The organism is Epibacterium sp. ABV4_022 (assembly GCF_056159345.1).
Genome location: NZ_JBSWVA010000001.1, coordinates 262940 through 283261, shown reverse-complemented (window position 1 = coordinate 283261; position 20322 = coordinate 262940). Strand labels below are relative to the sequence as shown.

Annotated in this window: 18 protein-coding genes and 1 tRNA gene; 3 read left to right on the top strand and 16 right to left on the bottom strand. The window is 61.0% G+C overall.

Features of this window, described 5'->3' with window-relative positions; genetic code table 11:
• Positions 1-491: 491 nt before the first annotated feature.
• The 13 genes from ACXAF5_RS01325 to ACXAF5_RS01265 form a co-directional block, all read right to left on the bottom strand.
• Positions 492-1595 (bottom strand): flagellar basal body P-ring protein FlgI, encoded by a 1104-nt coding sequence (locus tag ACXAF5_RS01325; protein ID WP_239322183.1) that lies wholly within the window; start codon positions 1593-1595, stop codon positions 492-494.
• Positions 1595-2602 (bottom strand): flagellin, encoded by a 1008-nt coding sequence (locus tag ACXAF5_RS01320; RefSeq protein ID WP_239322184.1) that lies wholly within the window; start codon positions 2600-2602, stop codon positions 1595-1597. Before ACXAF5_RS01320 ends, ACXAF5_RS01325 begins: the two co-directional genes overlap by 1 nt.
• 3 nt (positions 2603-2605) lie before the next feature.
• Complete coding sequence (gene flgK, locus ACXAF5_RS01315; protein WP_474945264.1) at positions 2606-4054, bottom strand: flagellar hook-associated protein FlgK; 1449 nt, start codon at positions 4052-4054, stop codon at positions 2606-2608.
• Between the two features lie 51 nt (positions 4055-4105).
• Complete coding sequence (locus ACXAF5_RS01310; protein ID WP_239322186.1) at positions 4106-5374, bottom strand: flagellar hook protein FlgE; 1269 nt, start codon at positions 5372-5374, stop codon at positions 4106-4108.
• Between the two features lie 130 nt (positions 5375-5504).
• Positions 5505-6344, bottom strand: coding sequence for a flagellar motor protein MotB (locus ACXAF5_RS01305; RefSeq protein ID WP_239322187.1), 840 nt, complete (start codon positions 6342-6344; stop codon positions 5505-5507).
• Positions 6345-6574: 230 nt separating this feature from the next.
• Positions 6575-8188 (bottom strand): long-chain-fatty-acid--CoA ligase, encoded by a 1614-nt coding sequence (locus ACXAF5_RS01300; protein ID WP_474945263.1) that lies wholly within the window; start codon positions 8186-8188, stop codon positions 6575-6577.
• 15 nt (positions 8189-8203) lie between these two features.
• Positions 8204-9844 carry a GMC family oxidoreductase gene (locus ACXAF5_RS01295; RefSeq protein ID WP_474945262.1) on the bottom strand — a complete coding sequence of 547 codons (1641 nt, stop codon included), beginning with the start codon at positions 9842-9844 and terminating at the stop codon, positions 8204-8206.
• Positions 9845-9991: 147 nt separating this feature from the next.
• The gene (locus ACXAF5_RS01290) at positions 9992-10744 is read right to left on the bottom strand and encodes an iron ABC transporter ATP-binding protein (RefSeq protein ID WP_474945261.1); all 753 of its coding nucleotides are present in this window, start codon (positions 10742-10744) and stop codon (positions 9992-9994) included.
• A complete protein-coding gene (locus ACXAF5_RS01285; protein ID WP_474945260.1) occupies positions 10741-11685 on the bottom strand; it encodes an iron chelate uptake ABC transporter family permease subunit in 945 nt (314 codons plus the stop codon). Before ACXAF5_RS01285 ends, ACXAF5_RS01290 begins: the two co-directional genes overlap by 4 nt.
• Positions 11675-12625, bottom strand: coding sequence for an ABC transporter permease (locus ACXAF5_RS01280; RefSeq protein WP_474945259.1), 951 nt, complete (start codon positions 12623-12625; stop codon positions 11675-11677). The genes ACXAF5_RS01285 and ACXAF5_RS01280 overlap by 11 nt, the downstream gene beginning before the upstream one ends.
• 6 nt (positions 12626-12631) lie before the next feature.
• On the bottom strand, positions 12632-13528 hold the full coding sequence (locus ACXAF5_RS01275; RefSeq protein WP_474945258.1) for a siderophore ABC transporter substrate-binding protein: 897 nt from the start codon (positions 13526-13528) through the stop codon (positions 12632-12634).
• 125 nt (positions 13529-13653) lie between these two features.
• Positions 13654-13935 carry a DUF2218 domain-containing protein gene (locus ACXAF5_RS01270; RefSeq protein WP_474945257.1) on the bottom strand — a complete coding sequence of 94 codons (282 nt, stop codon included), beginning with the start codon at positions 13933-13935 and terminating at the stop codon, positions 13654-13656.
• A gap of 455 nt (positions 13936-14390) precedes the next feature.
• A tRNA-Lys gene (locus ACXAF5_RS01265) sits at positions 14391-14466 on the bottom strand.
• A 248-nt stretch (positions 14467-14714) separates the two neighbouring features.
• Here ACXAF5_RS01265 and dapF point away from each other — a divergent pair.
• The 3 genes from dapF to ACXAF5_RS01250 are packed head-to-tail and all read left to right on the top strand — an operon-like array spanning position 14715 to position 17348.
• Positions 14715-15545, top strand: a complete 831-nt coding sequence (dapF, locus tag ACXAF5_RS01260) for a diaminopimelate epimerase (RefSeq protein WP_239322194.1) — start codon at positions 14715-14717, stop codon at positions 15543-15545.
• The gene (gene mtaB / locus ACXAF5_RS01255) at positions 15542-16807 is read left to right on the top strand and encodes a tRNA (N(6)-L-threonylcarbamoyladenosine(37)-C(2))-methylthiotransferase MtaB (protein ID WP_474945256.1); all 1266 of its coding nucleotides are present in this window, start codon (positions 15542-15544) and stop codon (positions 16805-16807) included. Before dapF ends, mtaB begins: the two co-directional genes overlap by 4 nt.
• A gap of 19 nt (positions 16808-16826) precedes the next feature.
• Complete coding sequence (locus tag ACXAF5_RS01250) at positions 16827-17348, top strand: chloramphenicol phosphotransferase CPT family protein (RefSeq protein ID WP_474945255.1); 522 nt, start codon at positions 16827-16829, stop codon at positions 17346-17348.
• A 123-nt stretch (positions 17349-17471) separates the two neighbouring features.
• On the opposite strand, the gene ACXAF5_RS01245 is transcribed toward ACXAF5_RS01250, so the two are convergent.
• From ACXAF5_RS01245 to petA, 3 genes are read right to left on the bottom strand one after another with little or no spacing between them, the layout of a single operon-like run.
• Positions 17472-18263, bottom strand: a complete 792-nt coding sequence (locus ACXAF5_RS01245; protein WP_239322197.1) for a cytochrome c1 — start codon at positions 18261-18263, stop codon at positions 17472-17474.
• An 18-nt stretch (positions 18264-18281) separates the two neighbouring features.
• Positions 18282-19610, bottom strand: a complete 1329-nt coding sequence (gene petB / locus ACXAF5_RS01240; protein WP_474945254.1) for a cytochrome b — start codon at positions 19608-19610, stop codon at positions 18282-18284.
• 12 nt (positions 19611-19622) lie between these two features.
• A complete protein-coding gene (petA, locus tag ACXAF5_RS01235; RefSeq protein WP_239322199.1) occupies positions 19623-20183 on the bottom strand; it encodes a ubiquinol-cytochrome c reductase iron-sulfur subunit in 561 nt (186 codons plus the stop codon).
• Between the last annotated feature and the right edge of the window lie 139 nt (positions 20184-20322).

Here is a 20322-nt window from a genome sequence, read left to right as displayed (position 1 = left end):
CTCAGCACACCACCACAGCCCTCGCTCCGTCGCCCGGAGCGGGGGCTTTTTGCATCTGCGGATGTGGGTTTTGACACCGCGATAACCCGGTGCACAGAGGGCGCTTCCATGGCTCCCACCCAGCAAACGTGACCGGACGCGCAACCCAACTGCGCCCTAATAAAGTGCACAAGCCAGCGACAGCAGAGACGGACATCCTCCATCGCGGCGGCTTCATCCCGCATGTCATCCAGGGGTATGGCCTGAACGGTCAGATCGTTTCGCGACACCAGCAAGGACATTGCCCGGGGGGCTCGCGCATCCAAGCCGCTGAACACCATATTTCCGATCCAGCCCCCAGGCCCGTCTGCGTGGGAGAGGTGGGCGGCACAGCTCTCATGATCCGTCAGCAGTGCGCAACATCCGCGGAGCTGCCTGGCGCCCGCGCACAAAGAGAAACACCCCGGGCGGGTCTCCCGGGGTGTTTCATCAGGGGGCTGAGGTCAGGCGGGTCAACGCACGACGAACTCCGCATGTAGCGCCCCTGCAGCCTTGAGACTCTTCAGGATGTCGATCATGTCGCGCGGCGAGACCCCAAGGGCATTGAGACCCGCTACAACTTCGGACAGGGATGTGGTCTCGCGCACTTCGGCCAGCTGCACGCCTTCCTCTTCGTCGATGGCGGCGCCGGTGCGTGGAACAACCACCGTTTCGCCATCCGCAAAGGGGTTGGGTTGCGAGACCAGCGGGGCTTCTTCAACCCGCAGGGTCAGGTTCCCCTGTGCAACAGCAACGTGAGAGATGCGCACATCGCTGCCCATCACGATGGTGCCGGAGCGTTGGTCGACAACGACACGCGCCTTGCGCTGCGGTTCGACCAGGACGTTTTCCATGCGACCAACCGCATGCGCGGTGGAGCGGGCATTGGTGCGCTGGATGTTGACCTCGACAGTGCCGGAGTCACGCATCACCGCGACATTGCGACCAAACTCGCTGTTGATCGCCTGTTCGATCCGGCCGGCCGTGGTGAAATCGGGCTCCCGCAATGCCAGGCGCATCGAATTGAGCGAGGACAGATCGAATTCGATCTCGCGCTCCACCCGAGCCCCTGAGGGGATCACGCCGGAGGTGGGCACGCCTTGCGTTACCGTAGCGGCTTCACCCTCTGCCACCGCGCCCCCTGCAAGAATGGTGCCCTGCGCAACCGCATAGATCTGGCCATCCGCTGCGTTGAGCGGAGTCATGATCAGTGTCCCACCCAACAGGCTGCTGGAGTCGCCGATCGCCGACACCGTGGCATCGATGGTCCCGCCGACGCGCGCGAATGGTGGCAAGGTGGCGGTGACAAAGACAGCCGCGACATTCTTGGGGCGGAACTGTTCGCCGGTCACATTGACCCCGAGGCGTTCCAGAATGTTGGTCATGATCTCTTCGGTGAAGGGCGAGTTGCGCAACCCGTCCCCGGTGCCGTCCAGGCCAACCACGAGACCGTAGCCGACCAGATCGTTGCCCCGGACACCGTCGAATTCGACGAGGTCCTTGAGACGAATTGCATTGGCCTGCACCAGCGTTGGCATCAGCAGGCATGTCATCAGGATATACAGAACCTTACGCATTACATGTAGTTCAGCAGGTTAAGTTGCGAGGACCGCACCGTGATCGAATAGAGAGCTTCCAATTGGAACTCCACCTCCTCGATACGGCTGGCGGTTTCGGCCGGGTCGGCCAGGATCAGGTCGTTGAGCGTGGTGCCCATCGACGTCAGCGCTGCGGCGTTGCGCGTTTGAGTTTCGGAAATGCGCGCCTCGATGAAGCCGATGTCGGACTGGACATCTGTCAGTTCCGATTGCGCATTCATCAGTTCGGTGCCGGCCCGTTCAACAAGAGCGGAGCTTTCGACCGTGGACAGATGGCCCAGATAGTCCTCGCTGGCCAAGGCGCCGAGCGCAAAGCTCTTCATCGCCTGTTTGAAGCGGTCATCGTCTGCCCGAAGGGCAAAGTTCACCTCTTCATTCGCGCCGATACGCACCGCGCTCATGTCATCGGTGGAACCATTGTACATGATCGCGTCAAACCCGGCGGGATCATCGAACCAGTCCTGCACCGCTTGCGTGATGTCATCCACATCGGTCAACGCACCCACTTCCGCAACGAGCGCGGTCATCATCGTGTCCGCGCTTTCCAGCGGGGTTGCGCCGGTGTCGGTCCCCGCAAACAGGCTGCGACCGGACAGTTGACCGTTCAGGTTGGAGATGGTCTCGCGCAGGAAGGTCATCGACTGGGCGGCGAGTTCTTGCGCCGTGGTGTCATTCGAGGTGCTGGACAGAGACAGGATGTCCGCACCGAGGTTCAGTGCGTTGTCGTTGATCCGCTCGAGGTAGTCCTGCGCGGTGGAGGACAGAAGCGCAGCCTCCTGCGCGGCGACCTGGTAGCTGTCCATCTTGGAAATCGAGCGTTCAAGATCTGCCACAAACCCCAGATCGCCACCGAGGCGCTCTGGCAGGTTGGAGGCGATGCCCGTGCTCATTTCCTGGGTCAACGTATCCAGGGTTTTGTTGAGTTCGACTGACCGACCGCGCAGAAACAGATACTGCGCCATGTCACCAAAGGATTGCACATTCATAGCTTAGAGCCTCATCAGTTCCTGCATCATTTCATCGATCGCCTGGATCATCCGGGCGTTCGCGGCATAGATTGTCTCGATCATCATCAGCGTCTGGAGTTCGGAGTCGGTATCGACGCCCTGCTCCAGCTCGCGGGCCTGGATGTCGGAGAAGATTGCAGAGGAAAACGCCAGTTCCTGTTCCGCCCAGGTGTTCTCCTGAGTGAAATTCGTCATCAGGTTGGAGGCGATTTCATAGGCGCTGTAATCGCCGGTCCCAAGACCCGCAGAGGAAATCGTGTTGCTGGCCTCCAGCGCGGCGCCGTAGTTGTTCAGGATGGTGGTGTCACCCTTGTTGCCGATGCCGGTGGCATTGAGGCCGTCGCGCAGGCGCCAGGTTTCCGCATCCCCGCTCATCGCGATGGTGCTGTTGATCTCGATGCGGTTGGCGATGCCCAACTCGTTGGTGTTGTCGTAGAACCCACCACCGTCGGTAAAGATCCCGGGATCTGTCGCACCCAGTGTCGTATCCACCGTGGGATCCTGAAACCGTTCGATCAGATCGCCGGCCATGGTATCCAGATCTTCCTGCGCCTGCACCGACGCCACATCCCGAACATGGAATTGCGCGGCAAGGCTGCCACCGCCGATCCTGCCGTTGATCGAGGTATCGATGGATTTTCCGTCGATTTCCAATCCCGACAGCTGACCATTGTCGATGGTCATATAGGGGGTCACGAGCGGGGTTTCGTCGAAGGAAAACTCCGCTACGGAACCGCCGTCGATCAGCTTAATACCGGATGTCGTGTAAAGCGCGGTCTGATTGTTGTCGCGCTGGTAGATCTGAACCGGGATGACCTCGTTGATGGAATCGATCAGGTTGTCGCGCTGATCTTCCAGGCCCGAGGTGTCCTGACCGCGAATTTCAGCAGCCAGGATCTTCTTGTTCATATCATTGAGGTTTTTCAGGTCCGTTTCCAGCCCGTCGACCAAGGAGACGATGGAATCTTCGGCCTTGTTCCGCAGGGTCGCAACGCCTTCGGCCGCATCCTGAATCGACATCGCCAGCTCTTCGGCCTGCATCGAAAGGTCGTTCAGTCGGGCATCGGAGTCGGGCAGTGACGTGGCTTCGATCAGCGCGGATTCAAGGTCGGTGAGCCGCTGGGCGATGGAATATCCATCGTTTACGGTGCCGACCTGTTCAGAAATCCGCGCATAGAAATCGGAGGTCACCGAGGTGGCGGCAAAGTTCGCTTCCGCCGCCCGGACACTTTTCTGGATCGCGGGATCGATCATGCGCTGCACCGAACCGATGCTCACGCCACCCGCGGCCCCATTGGAGCTGAGATCCAGAGTGCGCCTGTAGTACCCTTCAGTGAGGGCGTTCGCGAGGTTGTCGGACACCACCGACGTCGACCTGCCGGCCGCCGTGATGCCAGACATCGCGCTATTGAGGGCAGTCGAAAGAGACATCCCAAATCACCTTCTGTGACTATGTTTCATCAAGTGGAAGCGCCGATTTTATCAGCGCTTGATGTTGGTGGTTTCCTGCAACATTTCATCCACGGTCTGGATGACCTTTGCGTTGGACGAATAGGCACGCTGGGTCTGGATCATCGAGGTCAGCTCAGTCGCCACATCGGTTGCGGATTCTTCCTGGCGATAGCTGGCCACGGTGCCGGTCGGGCCCGCTCCGGCATCCCACAGGTAGTAGGCACCGCTGCCCGGTGAGGGCATGAAGGTCTGGCTGTCCAGCGACTTCATGCCGTTGGCATTGGGCATGTCCGCAAGCGGGATCTGATACACGATGCGGCTGCTGCCGTTTTCATATAGCGCGTGTACAAAACCGCCCTCATCCACCTCGACGCCAGCAAAGCTCGCAGCCTCATAGCCATCTTTCTCGATCGTTGCCGCCGAGAAGGCGCTGGAGAGCTGTGTCATCACACCGATTTCGATCTCGATCGGACCGCTGTCGGTGGTCACGATGATGGTGCCGGTGGTGGAGTCATAGGCGCCGCCCGTGGTGGTCGTGACCGTGTCCAGCGTGCCCTTGCCCGTGGCGGAGTCATCAAACGTCAGGGTATAGTCCCCGACAACCGTGCCGGTCGCGCCATCGGTCAGCGTCATGGTCCATTCGTTGTCGTTGAGACCAGTCGGCGTGTATTCGATGTCCAGATCCTGCTGACCACCGAGGTTGTCGAAATACTGGATCGTGTTCTGTTCGGTATCACCCGCAGCGCCGGTCACGGCACTTTCTGCCGGCAGGTTCACACCGAGGCTGACTTCGGTGGTGGGCGCGGCGCTCAGCTGCGAGGTATCAAACTTGATCGCCTCCAGCGGATCATCGGTATCACGGGCGACGGTGGGGAAGCTTTCATCCGCATCCGCCGGCCAGCCGAGCAGCACCAGACCGGACGAGGTGGTCAGATACCCCTCTTCGTTGGTGCGGAACGAGCCGGATGTCGTCAGCAGCATGGTGGCGTCTTCACCGGCCTCGACTTCCGCCAGGCTTGCGACGGGCAGGAACCCTTTGCCGTCGACGGCAAGGTCGGTGGAGTTGCTGGTGGTGATCAGAGAGCTGCGCTCATCAATCATGCGCGCGTTGTTGACCGATACGCCACCTGCGGCATAGGCGCCGCCGGATTGCGAGATGACCATGGATTCAAATGAGGTCACGACGCGTTTATAACCGGCGGTCGAAGAATTAGCGATATTGTCTGAAATCGCCGCCAAACGGCTGGAGTTCGCGGCAAGCCCGGCTACGCCAGCATTCAGCGAAGAAGAAATGGTCATGAGATACGCCTTTCTGCTGCATCTTGAGATCTACTCGCAGAAACACTTACCGCGCTTGTACTTAACGTGCGGCTAACAGATAAAATCCAATCTATCTGTTAGCCGCTTTTGCCTTGCTTTTATGGGGCTGTCACTTCCGCAGGAGCGTGATTTCGACGCGGTTGTTTCGCGGTGACATCGGATTTCCGGAGGCAAGGTCACGATCAGCATGACCGGTCACCCGCGAGATTCGCTTGGCCTTCATGCCGCCCGCCTGCAGGTGTTCCCGCGTTGCGTCCGCCCGGGCATGAGAGAGCGACCAGACCGGGTTGTTGGCGATCACCACCGGGGTCGAGGCCACGTGTCCGCTGATGGCGACGTCGTTCTCTACCGAGGCGGTCACCCGCGCCACCATCCGCATCAGGTCCCGCATCAGCGCCGTGGGGCGTTCGCTTCCCGCTTCAAACAGCTTGGCATCATCGGTTTCGAACAACTCGATAATGAGACCTTCGTCCGTGACGCGAGTCACGATGTGGCGCGCCATATCAATGCTGACCATGCTCTCGCCGCCGCGCCCCATCAGCGCCTCTTCGATCTTGCGGAAGCTGGCCTCTTCGGCGGCGTCGTTCTTCTGATTGTCGGCGACACCGGAATCACCCTGCGCGCGGGAGGCATCGGTCGGATTTTCCCGGGTCGCGCCAATCCCGTTCTGCGGCTTCACATCCTCGGTGAACATGGTGTCGCCCTGGAAGGCGCCGTTGCCGCCACCGGACACCCGCGCAAGCGGAATCGAGGGCGAAAAATAGTCTGCCAGACCCTTGCGCTGTTTCTCCGTGGTTGCATTCAAGAGCCACATCAGAAGGAAGAATGCCATCATCGCGGTCACGAAGTCGGCATAGGCCACCTTCCATGCACCGCCATGGTGTCCACCACCGCTGACTTTCTTCACCTTCTTGATAATTACCGGAGCTTCATTGCTCTGAGCAGTCATGTTCCCACCACCTTTTCTGTTCACCCAAAACCGGGATACAGAGGCGTTCCTTAACCAGGTCTTAACAGATAAAATTGGCCCCAGTAACACGCCTAAACGTATGGTTTCTAAGGCAAAATCTAGGCCATCCTGGCTTTTCGGGGGTGAACCTGAGGCAGGCTCCTGGCGACAATGTGGCCGCTTTGTGGCGGCGGTCGGGGCGGGTCAAATTCCCGCCCCCTTTGACGCTGTCACAACAGCAGGTCACCATATGATTCGCGGAGCTTGTTCTTCTGAACCTTGCCGGTTCCACCGAGCGGCAAGGCATCCACGAACACAACCGCATCCGGGACCTGCCACGAGGCGACCCTGCCATCATAGTGTTTAAGAAGCTCTACCTCCGTAAGCGCCGGGTCGGATTTCACCGCTATCAGCACCGGCCGTTCATCCCATTTGGGGTGGCGCGCCGCGATCGCCGCTGCCTGAGCAATCCCAGGATGCGACATGGCGATGTCCTCCAGCTCGACCGTGGAGATCCACTCGCCGCCCGATTTGATGATGTCCTTTGTCCGGTCCCGAATGATCATGTACCCGTCGGGATCTATGGTCGCCACGTCGCCCGTGTCGAACCATCCATCATCATTCAGCGCCGACTGCTCCTGGCCAAAATAGGTGTCGATGATCCAATGCCCCCGGATCTGAAGCGCACCTTGGGTTTGTCCGTCCTCAGGCAGGGCGACCCCGGCCTCGTCGACGATGCGCAGCTCCACACCAAACGGCGGGCGCCCCTGCCCCGTGCGGATCGCGCCTTTGTCGGCGGCGCTCAGATCGGCGTGTTTCTGCAGGAGCTGATTGAGCGTGCCAAGCGGGCTGGTCTCGGTCATCCCCCAGGCGTGGATCAGCTCCACCCCGTAGGTATCGCGGAATGTGGGGATCATCACCGACGGCAAGGCCGACCCGCCCACCACGGTACGCTCCAGGCTGGGGATCTTGCTTCCGGTTGTCTCCAGGGCCCGCAACAGACCCATCCAGATCGTCGGCACGCCCAGCGCAATGGTGACCTGTTCGGCATCGATCAGCCTCACCAGGCTTTCGCCATCAAGATGCGGCCCCGGCAACACCAGCTTGGCGCCAACTGCGGCAGTGATATAGGGAACGCCCCAGGCGTTCACGTGGAACATCGGCACCACCGCCATGACGCTGTCGCGGGCCGCTAGCGCCAAACCGTCGGGCTGGTTGCCGCCCAGCGAGTGCAGCACCGTGGAGCGGTGGGTATAGAGCACGCCCTTGGGATTGCCAGTGGTGCCCGAGGTGTAGCACAGGCTGGAGGCGGTGTTCTCGTCCAGATCGGGCCAGATATAAGCATCGCTCTCTGCGGCGAGCAGCGTGTCATAGAACAGCAGCCCGTCGATCTGGGCGGCGGCCTCGGCATCTTCCGGCCCCATTAGAACCACATAGCGCAGCTTCGGCAGGTGCGGACGCAACTGGGCCACGGCCGACACAAAGGTGGCGTCGATGAACAGCACCTCATCCTCGGCGTGGTTGATGATATAAATCAGCTGCTCGGGCTTCAGGCGCGGGTTCAACGTGTGGCAGACATAACCCGCCCCGGCGACGCCAAAGTAGATTTCCAGATGGCGACGGTTGTTCCAGGCGATCGTGCCGCAGCGGGTGCCGGGTGCCAGCCCAAGCCGATCCAACGCCGCGGCAAGCCTGCGCGCGTTGCCCGCAACCTGTCCCCAGGTCGTGTGTTCAACGCCACCGGTGGTTTCGACCGACGCCACGGTGGTGCCGGCATGGTACTTGCCCGCGTGCTCGATCAGCGAACTGATGGTCAGCGGTTGCGTCATCATCTTGCCAAGCATTGGATGTCCTTCCTGTTATCTGTGGTGTTCCGGCCCGCCCGGAGCCGGTCCTGGTCGCCCCCGGATCATGTCGGCCGCCTTTTCGGCGATCATGATCGTGGGCGCGTTGGTATTGCCGCCAATGAGACGCGGCATGATCGACGCGTCAATCACCCGCAATCCGTCCAGCCCGTGCACCCGCAGCTCCTGATCGACGACCGCGTCGGGGTCCCGGCCCATCCGGCAGGTGCCCACCGGGTGATAGATGGTGTCGGCGCGGTCCCTGATATGCGCTGCAAGCGTGGCATCATCCGGTTCGGCGTCAATGAACAGCTCTTTCGTCAGGTAGTCGGCCAGCGGCTGCTGCGCCATGAGCCGCCGGGTCAGCCGCACGCCACGCAACAGCCCGTCCAGATCGTCGTTCTCCGCCAGAAACTGGGGATCAATCAACGGTGCCTCCAGAGGATCGGCCGAGGCGAGGGATACGGTGCCCCGCGATTTTGGGCGCAGCAAGCAGACATGGCAGCTGACCCCGTGCCCAAGATGCAGCTTGCGCGCGTGATCGTCGACAATGGCAATCACGAAATGCAACTGCACATCCGGACGGTCAAACGCGGGATCCGTTTTCAAAAAGGCCGCGCCTTCGGCAAAAGGCGTGGCAATCATGCTCCGCCCGCTTCGGCGCCATGTCAGGATTTCCCGCAGAAGCTTCCCTCCGGCAGCAAGCGAAATCCCGAAATTGTCCGTATCGCGCGTCTTGTAGGCGAGGGTGAAATCGAGATGATCCTGCAAGTTCTGCCCCACACCCGGCAATGCGTGCCGCACCGCGATCCCGTGTGGTTGTAGATCCTGCGGTCGCCCGACACCGGACAGCTGCAACAGCTGAGGCGAGTTGAAGGCCCCGCCGCATAACAGGACCTCCCGTCGTGCCAGAACTTGCCGCTGTTTGCGCCGGTGCCGGTAGGCAACCCCGGTTGCGCGCTTGCCCTCAAACAGAATCCGCGTGGCATGGGCGCCCGTCAGCACGGTCAGGTTCGGACGCCCCATCACCGGATGCAGATAAGCAGCCGCTGCCGAACAGCGCTGCCCATTGCGCGCGGGATCGTGAAACTGCGTCACCTGATAGTAGCCGATGCCTTCGTTGTCGCCGCGATTGAAGTCCTCGCTCCGGCGGATCTGCATGGCCTGCCCTGCCTGCACAAATGCCTCCGTCACCGGGCGCGGCGCTTTCTGGTCGCTGACGTGAAGCGGACCATCGGCGCCATGCATCGGGTCACAGCCGGTTTGATTGTTCTCCGCCCGGCGGAAATAGGGCAGCACGTCCTGCCACCCCCAACCGGGACAGCCAAGCGTGGCCCATTCGTCATAGTCGCGCGCATGGCCGCGCACATAAAGCATGGCGTTGATCGCGCTTGACCCGCCCAGTGCCTTGCCCCGGGGCTGATACCCTCTGCGCCCGTTGAGCCCTGCCTGCGGCACTGTTTCATAAGCCCAGTTGTTGATCTTGGGCCGCCCCGGCAGCATCGCGACAACCGCCGCGGGGGTGCGGACCAGCAGCCCGTCGCCGCGGCCCCCGGCCTCGAGCAGGCAAACGGTGACGGCCGGGTTCTCCGACAGCCGCGCCGCCAGAACGGAACCGGCCGAGCCCCCGCCCACGATGACATAGTCGTATTCCATGCTGCTCCTCCTGGCGCTGATCAGCGCGCAGAAGACCTCCGCTGTCTACTTTAACGGTACGTCAGGCGCGCATTCCGGTCTGACGGCAGCCGCATCCCATCCCCTGCGCGCCTGCGGCAGGGACCGACGCGCTGTCGGTGGGCGGGATCACACCATCACAATCGGGCGCCCTTCCACCATGTGAAGCGGCGCATCGGTTTCAAAGACGCCTCTGATCAGGTCTGCGGTCACCACATCCCCCGGCGCACCATCAGCACAGAGGCACCCGTTTTTCATCACCAGCACACGGTCGGCATAGGAGGTGGCAAAGTTGATGTCATGCAGCACGATGATAATGGTGCGCCCCTTGTTGTCCGCCAAATCCCGCAGGCGGGCCATCAAAGCGCGCGACGCGGCCAGATCAAGATTGTTGAGCGGTTCATCCAGCAACAGGTAATCAGTGTCCTGCACATAGGTCATCGCCACAAACGCCCGCTGCCGCTGCCCACCAGACAACGTATCAAGCGACCGATCCGCCAGCGGCAACAGGTCAAACAGGCCCAGGCCCTCTTCGACTTTGGCGCGATCCTCTGACGTCGGGCGCCCGCGGTGATAGGGGTAGCGGCCAAAGCCCACCAGATCACGCACCGTCAGGCGGCTTGCGGCGTGGACCGTCTGCGGCAGGATCGCAAGCCGCCGAGCCAGTTCCTTGTCATCGCTTTCGCCCACGACCAGCTCATCGACGGTGATGCGCCCCTGCTGCTGCGGTGTCAGCCGCGCCATCAGCGACAGCAGCGTCGATTTTCCCGCGCCATTGGGACCGACAAGCGCCACCACACCGCCCTTGGGCACGGTGACGGATATCTCGTTCAGGATCGGAGCACCGTGGATATGATGGGACAGGTTCTGGACCTCGATCATCGTTTCAGTCCTTTCATCAGCAACAGCAGGAAGACCAACCCGCCAAGGAATTCGACCACGACACTGAGCGGCGTGGTAAAGACAAAGACCCGCTCCAGCGCCCATTGGCCGCCGACGAGGATCACGCCGGAGATCAGCGCACTCCCGGGCAGCAGGATCGCATGGCGATACGTTGGCAGCACCAGATAGGTCAGCGCAGAGACCAAAAGCCCGAAGAAGGCCACCGGACCCACCAGCGCGGTGGAAACCGCAACCAGGATCGAAATCAGCAAGAGCGCCCGGCGCTGCCCTCTGAGTGGGGGCTCCCCCAGCGACGTCGACGCCACCGGTCCGAGCGCCAGCACATCCAGCCGATGCCGCATGCGCCAGGCACATCCCAGTGCCACACAGCACAGGATGGCCGAGACGCCGAGCAGATCAGTTTCGGCCCGAGAAAACCGCGCAAAGGACGCCGCCTGCACCACGGCGTATTCACTTGGGTCGATCACACGCTGCAACAGGCCAGTGATCGAGCGCAGCATCACCGCCAGCACCACCCCGGTCAGAAGCATGCGCATCAAATCGCCCTGCCCTTTGCGCAACAACAGACCAAACAGCATCACCGCTGCCGCAGACATCAGTGTTGCGTTGGTCAGCATCAAAAGCCCCGGATCAAGTTGCTGGTAGGCAGGCGCTCCCAATGCAACCAACGCAGAGGTCAGGATCAGAACATACAGCGCATCAAACCCCATGATCGACGGCGTCAGGATGCGATTGCCGGAAATGGTCTGAAACATCACCGCCGCCACCGCCTGAGCGGCGCCGATCAACACCAATGCCGCGAGCTTCTTGCCGCGAAACATCAGCGCAAACTCAAGACTGCCCTTCACGCCCGTGAACAGATAGGCAAGCGCGCAGGCCACAAGAACCAGCGCCAGAATCAGCAGGCGATTACGATACATGCTGGCCTCTGCCGTAGAGCATCCACAGAAAGACAGCCGCGCCGATGATGCCGATGACGGTCGCCACCGGCACCTCGAACGGATGTACCACAAGGCGCGCAAAGATATCCGACGCCAGAACCAACCCCGCGCCCACCATCGCCGTCATCGGCAGGCTCCGGCGCAGATTGTCCCCGACGAGACGGCTGACAAGGTTTGGCACCACCAGTCCGACAAAGGGGATCGCACCCACTGTTACCACGGTGAGGCCCGTCACCACGGAAATCACCACCAGACCGCTCAGCACCACCTGCCGGTAGTTGAGCCCGAGGTTCAGGCTTACGGTTTCTCCGAGGCCGAGGATGGAAAACTGATCCGCCACCAGATAGCTCAGCGCCGCGGCCAGACCCGCGATCCACAGCAGTTCATATCGGCCACGCATGGTGCCGGAGAACTCGCCGGTCAGCCAGATGTCGATATATTGCAGCATATCGAGTTGAAACCCGATGTAGACGGCGGCCGACCCAATCACGCCCCCGTAGACGATGCCTACAAGCGGCACCAGCAGTGGCTCTTCTGGCGGCAGGCGGCGCGTGAGCGCGAAGAACCCCATGCTGCCCACGAGGGCGGCACAGGCCGCTAGGGTCATCTTCACGCCGATGGCCGCGGTCGGCAGCAGAACCGAAACCAGCAACAGGCCCAGCATCGCGCTTTGGCCGGTGCCCGCGGTCATCGGCTCCACGAACCTGTTGCGCGCGATCAACTGCATGATCTGACCGGCAATCGCCAGCGACGCCCCGGTCAGCACCACCGCACATGCGCGCGGCAGGCGGCTGTCCCGGATCAACACCCAGGCCTCCGACGTCATGACATCCGTCAGCGCCAAAGGGGTCGCCCCCACAAAGAGCGACCCGACAAACAGGAGACTCAGGAGCAGCACCCCCGCGATACTGTGAGACATCAGGGATCAGTTTCCGCTGAAGCCGGCCTCGATATCCGAAAGCGTCCGCATCATCGACTGGATCCCGCCGCCGGAGATGTAGATGTCGGACGCATTGAGATACACGACCTGATCGTTCTTCCAGGCTGTGGTCTCATGCACCAAGGTATTGTCGAGGGTTGTCTTTGCATCCTCGCCCGGCTGGCCAATTGCGGCAAGGCGGTCGATCACGATCAGCCAATCCGGGTTCACGGTCTGGATAAACTCGAACGAGATGCTCTCGCCATGCGTCGAGTCGCTGATCTCCGCTGCGGCTTCCGGCAGGTCGAGTGTGGAATGCAGCCAGCCGAACCGGCCTGCTTTGCCATAGGCAGAGATTTTCGGTCCATTGGTCAGGAGGATCAGCGCGGTTCCCTGACCGGCCACCGCAGCGCGGGTGTCGGCTAGCTGGGTATCGAAGGCGGCACGCAGTTCGGCGGCTTTGTCCTCAAGGTCAAAAATCCTGCCATAGGCTTCAAGCCGATCAAGCCCCTGACCGACTACGTCTTCCCAGATGGTCATGTCGATCGCCGGAGCCAGTTCTGACATCGGTTCGACCTGATCCGAGCTGCGCCCGCCGACGATAATCAAGTCGGGCTGCAAGGCATGTACCGCTTCGATGTCGGGTTCAAACAGGGTGCCCAGATCTTCCGCTTTCTCGGCAATGCTGTCGAGGTAATCCACGTAGAGGTTCTGCGGTGCACCTGTGATGTCGACTCCCAGCGCCGACAAGGTGTCTACGGCAGCAATGTCAAAGACCGCGATTTTCTTCGGGGCCTCCGGGACCTCCACAGCACCGCGATAGGTGTCAATGGATACGGTATCTGCGGCAAACGCAGGCAGAGCCAAAAGCAGCGCAGCGCCGCAAGCAAGCGATCGAAACATCGGACAAGTCCCCATGTCATTTCAAGGAAGGGAAAGATCTGCTTCGCTGGCTGTGCGTGCACACTTGCTGGCGGGCAGAACCTGCCACAGCCTTCAGGAAATGGCCATGTCCATTTTGGAATATCTCAGTCCCAGTTCAGGCGTTCGAGGTTTTCGCGAAAGGCAAAGCGGATCAGATGGCTCTCGATAATGCCCTTGGTTTGTTCAAGCCCGTCCTGATCTTCTGCTGTGACCGTGATCATCAGGACATCGTCCTCGGCGATCAGAACCGCCGTACCACGTGCAAAATCCACGGTGCCCTCGCGATCATCGAAACGCGCCTCGACCTTATGTGCAAAATGCTTGCAGAGCTGTTGTAGGTACTGGCTGGCTTTGGCGGTTTCAAAACGGCATTTGGTGTTCAGCATACGTAAATCCTCTGATTGTGGGTGACGTGCTCCCCGCAGAGCCCGCGTTGTTGGACGCGCTCTGTTCAGGGGGTGGCCGTCTACTGACCGTTGGTGATACTCCCACGAGGTGAGCCCGTCGAGGCTCGGGGTGGGCATTGGCGATGATAATTGCTCCGCCAGGCAGCGATCAGATCCCGTGCGTGGCGCAGGTTTACATGGAACGAAAAAACCAAGTCTCGATACGGCTTACACGCGGGTCTCGGCGAGACACGTACCGGACGTGTCGGGTTGAACAATGGATGGCGTGAAGCGCGTACCAAAAAGGGTGTCGATCTCAAGCGTCATCGCTTTTTGCAGCACCCTGTAACCTGACCTAATTCCCGATCAACCAGAACAGCGAACTACTATGCCGATAAATGGACAATCATCTGTCGAAAGCGACAAACTTACTGTCGTTCGTCAATTGTGAGAAGTGGTGAGCCGTGCAGGATTCGAACCTGCGACCCACTGATTAAAAGTCAGTTGCTCTACCAACTGAGCTAACGGCCCACTCTCTGTATGGAAGCTCGGTCCGGCCTCCGCGGATCGCCCTTAGAGCTGATTAATCCCGGAGGATCAAGCGCTTATTTCGGGCTGAAACGTCTTGGCCAAGCTGGCCGCGCCGTTCCGATAGGGGGGGCTTCTACGGTCACGGCGGCAAAGGGTCAACCCCCTTTTCAAAGTTTTCTGCGCTATCTCTGGATTCATTTTCTCATGAGGTCTATATGCGGGTCATGGCCTCCCCAGGATCCGATCATATGTTGCCGTTCATGAAGATGCACGGGCTTGGAAACGACTTTGTCGTCATCGATGCCCGCACCGAAAACTCTCACATTACCCCCGCTCTGGCGAAGGGAATCGCCCATCGTCAATTCGGCCTGGGTTTCGACCAGCTGGCGGTGATCCTGCCCCCAGAGCCCGATGACGGTGCCACGGATGCGCATCTGGTGTTTTACAATGCCGACGGGTCGACTTCGGCTGCCTGCGGCAACGCCACCCGCTGCATCGCGCGCTACCTGCTGGATCAGAGCGGCGCGACCGGGCTTACCCTGACGACGGATAGGGGTACGTTGTTTGCACGTGATGCCGGCGCCGGGCTGACCTCGGTCAACATGGGGATGCCACAACTCTCCTGGGATGAAATCCCGCTGAGCGAGGACATGGATACGCTGGAGCTGCCCATCGAGGGCGGCCCCACGGCGACCGGCATGGGCAATCCGCATTGCACCTTCTTTGTGGAGGACGCCGATCTGATCCCGCTGGAGGATTTTGGCCCCCGCTACGAACACCACCCGCTCTATCCGCAACGCACCAACGTGCAGGTGGCGCATGTTGTCGGTCCCGATCACCTGCGCATGCGTGTCTGGGAGCGTGGCGTGGGGGTGACCCTTGCCTCTGGGTCTTCCTCCTGTGCGACAGCCGTTGCCGCGGCGCGCAAAGGGCTCACGGGGCGCAAGGTGCAGATCGATCTGGATGGCGGCACGCTGTGGATCGACTGGCGCGAGGACGGCGTCTGGATGACAGGCCCGACCATGCATGTGGCCGACGGGCATTTCACCCGTCAGTTCCTCGAAAGCCTCACCCCGTGAGCGCTGCGCCGAAGTTCACCACCCTTGGCTGTCGGCTCAATGCCTATGAGACCGAAGCCATGAAGGAGCTGAGCCGCCAGGCGGGCCTCGAGAATGCCGTGGTGGTCAATACCTGTGCGGTGACGGCAGAGGCCGTGCGCAAGGCCCGTCAGGAAATCCGCAAGCTGCACCGGGACAACCCCGATGCGCCGATCATTGTGACCGGCTGCGCGGCTCAGACCGAGCCGGAGACCTTTGCCGCCATGAGCGAAGTCACGCAGGTCATCGGCAATACCGAGAAGATGCAGCCCGAGACCTGGCAGCGTATGGCCAAGGGGCCGGATTTCATAGGCACCACCGAGAAGGTGCTGGTGGATGACATCATGTCGGTGACCGAAACCGCAAGCCACCTGATTGATGGGTTTGGCAGCCGGTCGCGGGCCTATGTGCAGGTGCAGAACGGCTGCGACCACCGCTGTACCTTTTGCATCATTCCCTACGGGCGCGGCAACTCGCGCTCGGTTCCCGCCGGTGTGGTGGTGGACCAGATCAAGCGGCTGGTCGACAAGGGGTACAACGAGGTTGTGCTGACCGGCGTCGACCTGACCAGTTGGGGCGCGGACCTGCCCGCAACGCCGAAACTGGGTGATCTGGTGATGCGAATCCTGAAGCTGGTGCCGGATCTGCCGCGCCTGCGCATCTCCTCCATCGACTCGATCGAGGTTGATGAGAACCTGATGCAGGCGATCGCCACCGAACCGCGCCTGATGCCGCATCTGCACCTGAGCCTGCAACATGGCGACGACATGATCCTGAAACGGATGAAGCGCCGCCACCTGCGCGACGATGCGATCCGGTTTGCAGAGGAATCGCGCAAGCTGCGTCCCGACATGACATTTGGAGCCGATATTATCGCCGGCTTCCCGACCGAAACCGAGGCGCATTTTGAAAACTCGCTCAAGCTGGTGACCGACTGCGACCTCACCTGGCTGCATGTGTTCCCCTACTCCAAGAGAGAAGGCACACCAGCGGCAAAGATCCCATCGCAGGTCAACGGCAACATCATCAAGGATCGGGCCGCGCGCCTGCGCGCCAAAGGCGATGCACAGGTGGAAAAACACCTTTCCCGGCAACTGGGGCGTCAGCATAGCGTGTTGATGGAAAATCCGCATATGGGGCGCACAGAGCAATTCACCGAGGTGCGCTTTGCCACCCCGCAGATCGAAGGCGCGCTGATCCAGGCCCGTATTACCGGCATCCAGGGGACACAGCTGACCGCCTGACCGCCTCAAGGACGCACGCATGGCCCTGATCCTGTTCCTGCACGGCCCGTCCAGCAGCGGCAAATCCACACTGGCCACGGCGATACGCAACGCGTCTGAGCGGCCGTTCCTGCACCTCTCCATCGATCACCTGCGTGACAGCGGCGCATGGACCCCTGCGGCCTATCCGGACTGGAGCGCTGCCCGGCCGCAGTTTTTCTCGGGCTTTCACCGTGCCATTGCCGGTTTTGCCGATGCCGGCAACGATCTGATCGTAGAACATATCCTCGACACCCCGAGCTGGCATCACGAGCTGCAACAGCGACTGGTTGGTCACGAGGTTCTGTTCGTCGGTCTGATGACCCCTCTGGCGGTGCTTGAAGCCCGCGAGGTGGCACGCGCAGACCGCCCCGCAGGCAGCGCCGCGCGGGACTTCGGCCATGTCCATGATGGTCTCACCTACGACGTCACATTTGATGGCCGCACAGGGGCACAGAAAGGCGCGCAGCAGATCCTTGCACGCATCGCGGCCCCACGTGCCCGCTCTCACTTCTTCGACTGATATCACGCGCCACCGCGGCCCGGTGCGCGCAGCAGGCTGACGATCTGCCGCTGCCCTCAAAACAGCAAAAAACCCCCGCATCAACCGATACGGGGGTTTCTTCAATCTTGCAGGTGCACGCCCTTACGAGGTTTTCTTGCCCTTATGCGGTGCCCACAGACGCTTGTTGGTCAGATAGAGCAGCACCGACAGCACGGCGAGGAACAGCACACCGACAAAACCGGCCTGTTTGCGGGCCATCATCTTGGGCTCCGCTGTCCACATCAGGAAGGCAGAGACATCCTCGGCCAGGTGGTGCAGATCGTTGGCGTGGCCATCGATGAATTCCACCTGCTCATCCGCAAGCGGCGGCGCCATGGAGATCCAGCCACCCGGGAAGGCGGTGTTCTCGTAGAACAGCGTGCCGGCCTCTTCCTTGGTCTCACCGGTGTAGCCGGTCAGCAGCGAGGCGATATATTCCGCACCGCCCATACCCTTGAACAGCTGGTTCAGACCCAGACCGTAGGGACCGTGGAAACCGGCGCGGGACTTTGCCATCAGGCTGAGGTCCGGCGCGCCCAGTGCGGTGTTTGCCGGGAAGTGGTCGACCGGGGTCGCGGGACGGAAATCATCCAGCGCGGCGTCGAACACCTCGAAGTTGTCGGCGGCATAGGCCCGCACCTGGTCCTCGGGCAGACCGGGGCCGCCTTCGTCAGAGAGGGTGCGGATCGGAACCTGTTTCAGCCCGTGACATGCGGCGCAGACCTCGGTGAAGATCTGGAGACCACGCTGCAACTGGTTCTGGTCATAGGTGCCGAAGGGACCTTCGAAAGAGAAGGCGAAGTCTTCGATATGCCCCTCACCCCCAGCCGCAAAGGACGCGGCCGGGACGAGTGCCAGAGCGAAGGCAGCACCGGTTACAAATTTCTTGAACATAGGTAGCTGTCCTTCTTCTTATTCAGCAGGAGTAGCTTCGGATTTCTTGCCGTAGTGGGCGTCGAAATCTTCTTCGATGGTGGCGGGGATCGGTTCCGGTTTCTCGATCACACCAAGCAGCGGCAGGATCACCAGGAAGTAGCCGAACCAATAGGCGGATGCGATCAGCGAGAAGGACGCATAGGGTTCTTCCGCAGGCATCGCGCCCAGCCACATCAGGGCAAAGAAGTCGATGACCAGCAGCAGGAACCACCACTTGAACTGCGGACGGTATTTGCCCGAGCGCACGCGAGAGGTATCCAGCCACGGCGCCAGTGCCATCACGGCAATCGCACCAAACATCGCCAGAACACCGAAGAACTTCGCATCGATGATACCGCCGGTCACGAAGGACGCGATCTGCACGATCCAGACCTCGGAGGTAAAGGCCCGCAGGATCGCGTAGAAGGGCAGGAAGTACCATTCCGGCACGATGTGCGCAGGGGTCTGAAGCGGGTTGGCTTCGATGTAGTTGTCCGGGTGGCCGAGGTAGTTCGGCATGAAGCCAACGATGGCCCAAAACACCAGCAGCACCACGGCCAGACCGAGGAAATCCTTGATCACGAAGTAGGGCCAGAACGGCAGCGTGTCTTTCTTGGCTTCTTCCTTGGAACCGCGACGCACTTCGACACCGGTGGGGTTGTTGTTGCCCGTGGTGTGGAAGGCCCAGATGTGAACGATCACGAGGGCCGCGATCACGAAGGGCAACAGATAGTGCAGCGAGAAGAAGCGGTTCAGCGTCGCGTTGTCCACAGCGGGTCCGCCCAGAAGCCAGGTCTGGATCGGTTCACCGATGAACGGGATCGCGCCAAACAGGCCGGTAATCACGGTCGCCCCCCAGAAGGACATCTGACCCCAGGGCAGAACGTAGCCCATGAAGGCGGTGCCCATCATGCAGAGGTAGATCAGCATGCCCACGATCCAGGTGATTTCGCGCGGGGCCTTGTAGGAGCCGTAGAACAGACCGCGGAAGATGTGGATGTAGACGGCAACAAAGAACAACGACGCGCCGTTCGCGTGCAGGTAGCGGATCATGTAGCCGCCATTCACGTTGCGCATGATATGCTCAACGGAGGCAAAGGCGAGATCCACATGCGGCGTGTAGTGCATCACCAGAACAATGCCGGTGACGATCTGCAACGCCAGACAGAAGGCGAGGACGATGCCCCAGATCCACCACCAGTTCAGGTTCTTGGGGGTGGGGATCATGATGGTGTCGTAGATGAGGCCGACGATGGGCAGGCGGCTGTTGAGCCACTTTTCTGCGCCTGTCTTCGGCTCGTAATGGTCGTGTGGAATACCAGCCATTCGCGCGTCTCCTTATCCCAGCTTGATGGTGGTTTCGTCGGTGAACTCGGCCACCGGGATATGCAGGTTCTCGGGCGCGGGACCTTTGCGGATACGGCCCGCGGTGTCGTAGTGCGACCCGTGACAGGGGCAGAACCAGCCATTGAATTCCCCGGCGCCATCGCCCAGCGGCACACAGCCGAGGTGGGTGCAGACACCCATCATCACCAGCCATTCGCCATTTTCGTCGAGGGTGCGGTTTTCATCGGCGGCGTCGGTGCCCGGTTTGTTCGGGTTTTCCGAGGACGAGTCGATCAGCTCTTGCATCTCGACTGCGCGCGCTTCGTCGATTTCTTCCTGGGTGCGGCGGCGGATGAACACCGGCTTGCCAAGGAACATCACAGAGATCTGCGTACCAACATCCACGCCGGAAATGTCCACAAGGATGGAGGACAGGGCCTGAACGTCAGCGGAGGGATTCATCTGGTTGACCAGTGGCCAAACGGCGGCACCCGCGGTGACAGCCCCTGCGCCAGCGGTGGCGTAGTAGAGGAAATCTCTCCGGGTTCCTTCGTGGTCTTCTGCGTGGGACACGAGGTTTTCTCCAATTTCAGCGCCCGTTTAGGGCAAACATGCGCTTACACCGCAACTGGACGCGGTGACTCAGCCGCGTGTCTAGCGATGCAAACCGGGTTCGTCTAGCGGTCAAAGCAGCGCAGGTCTGCCGAAGACG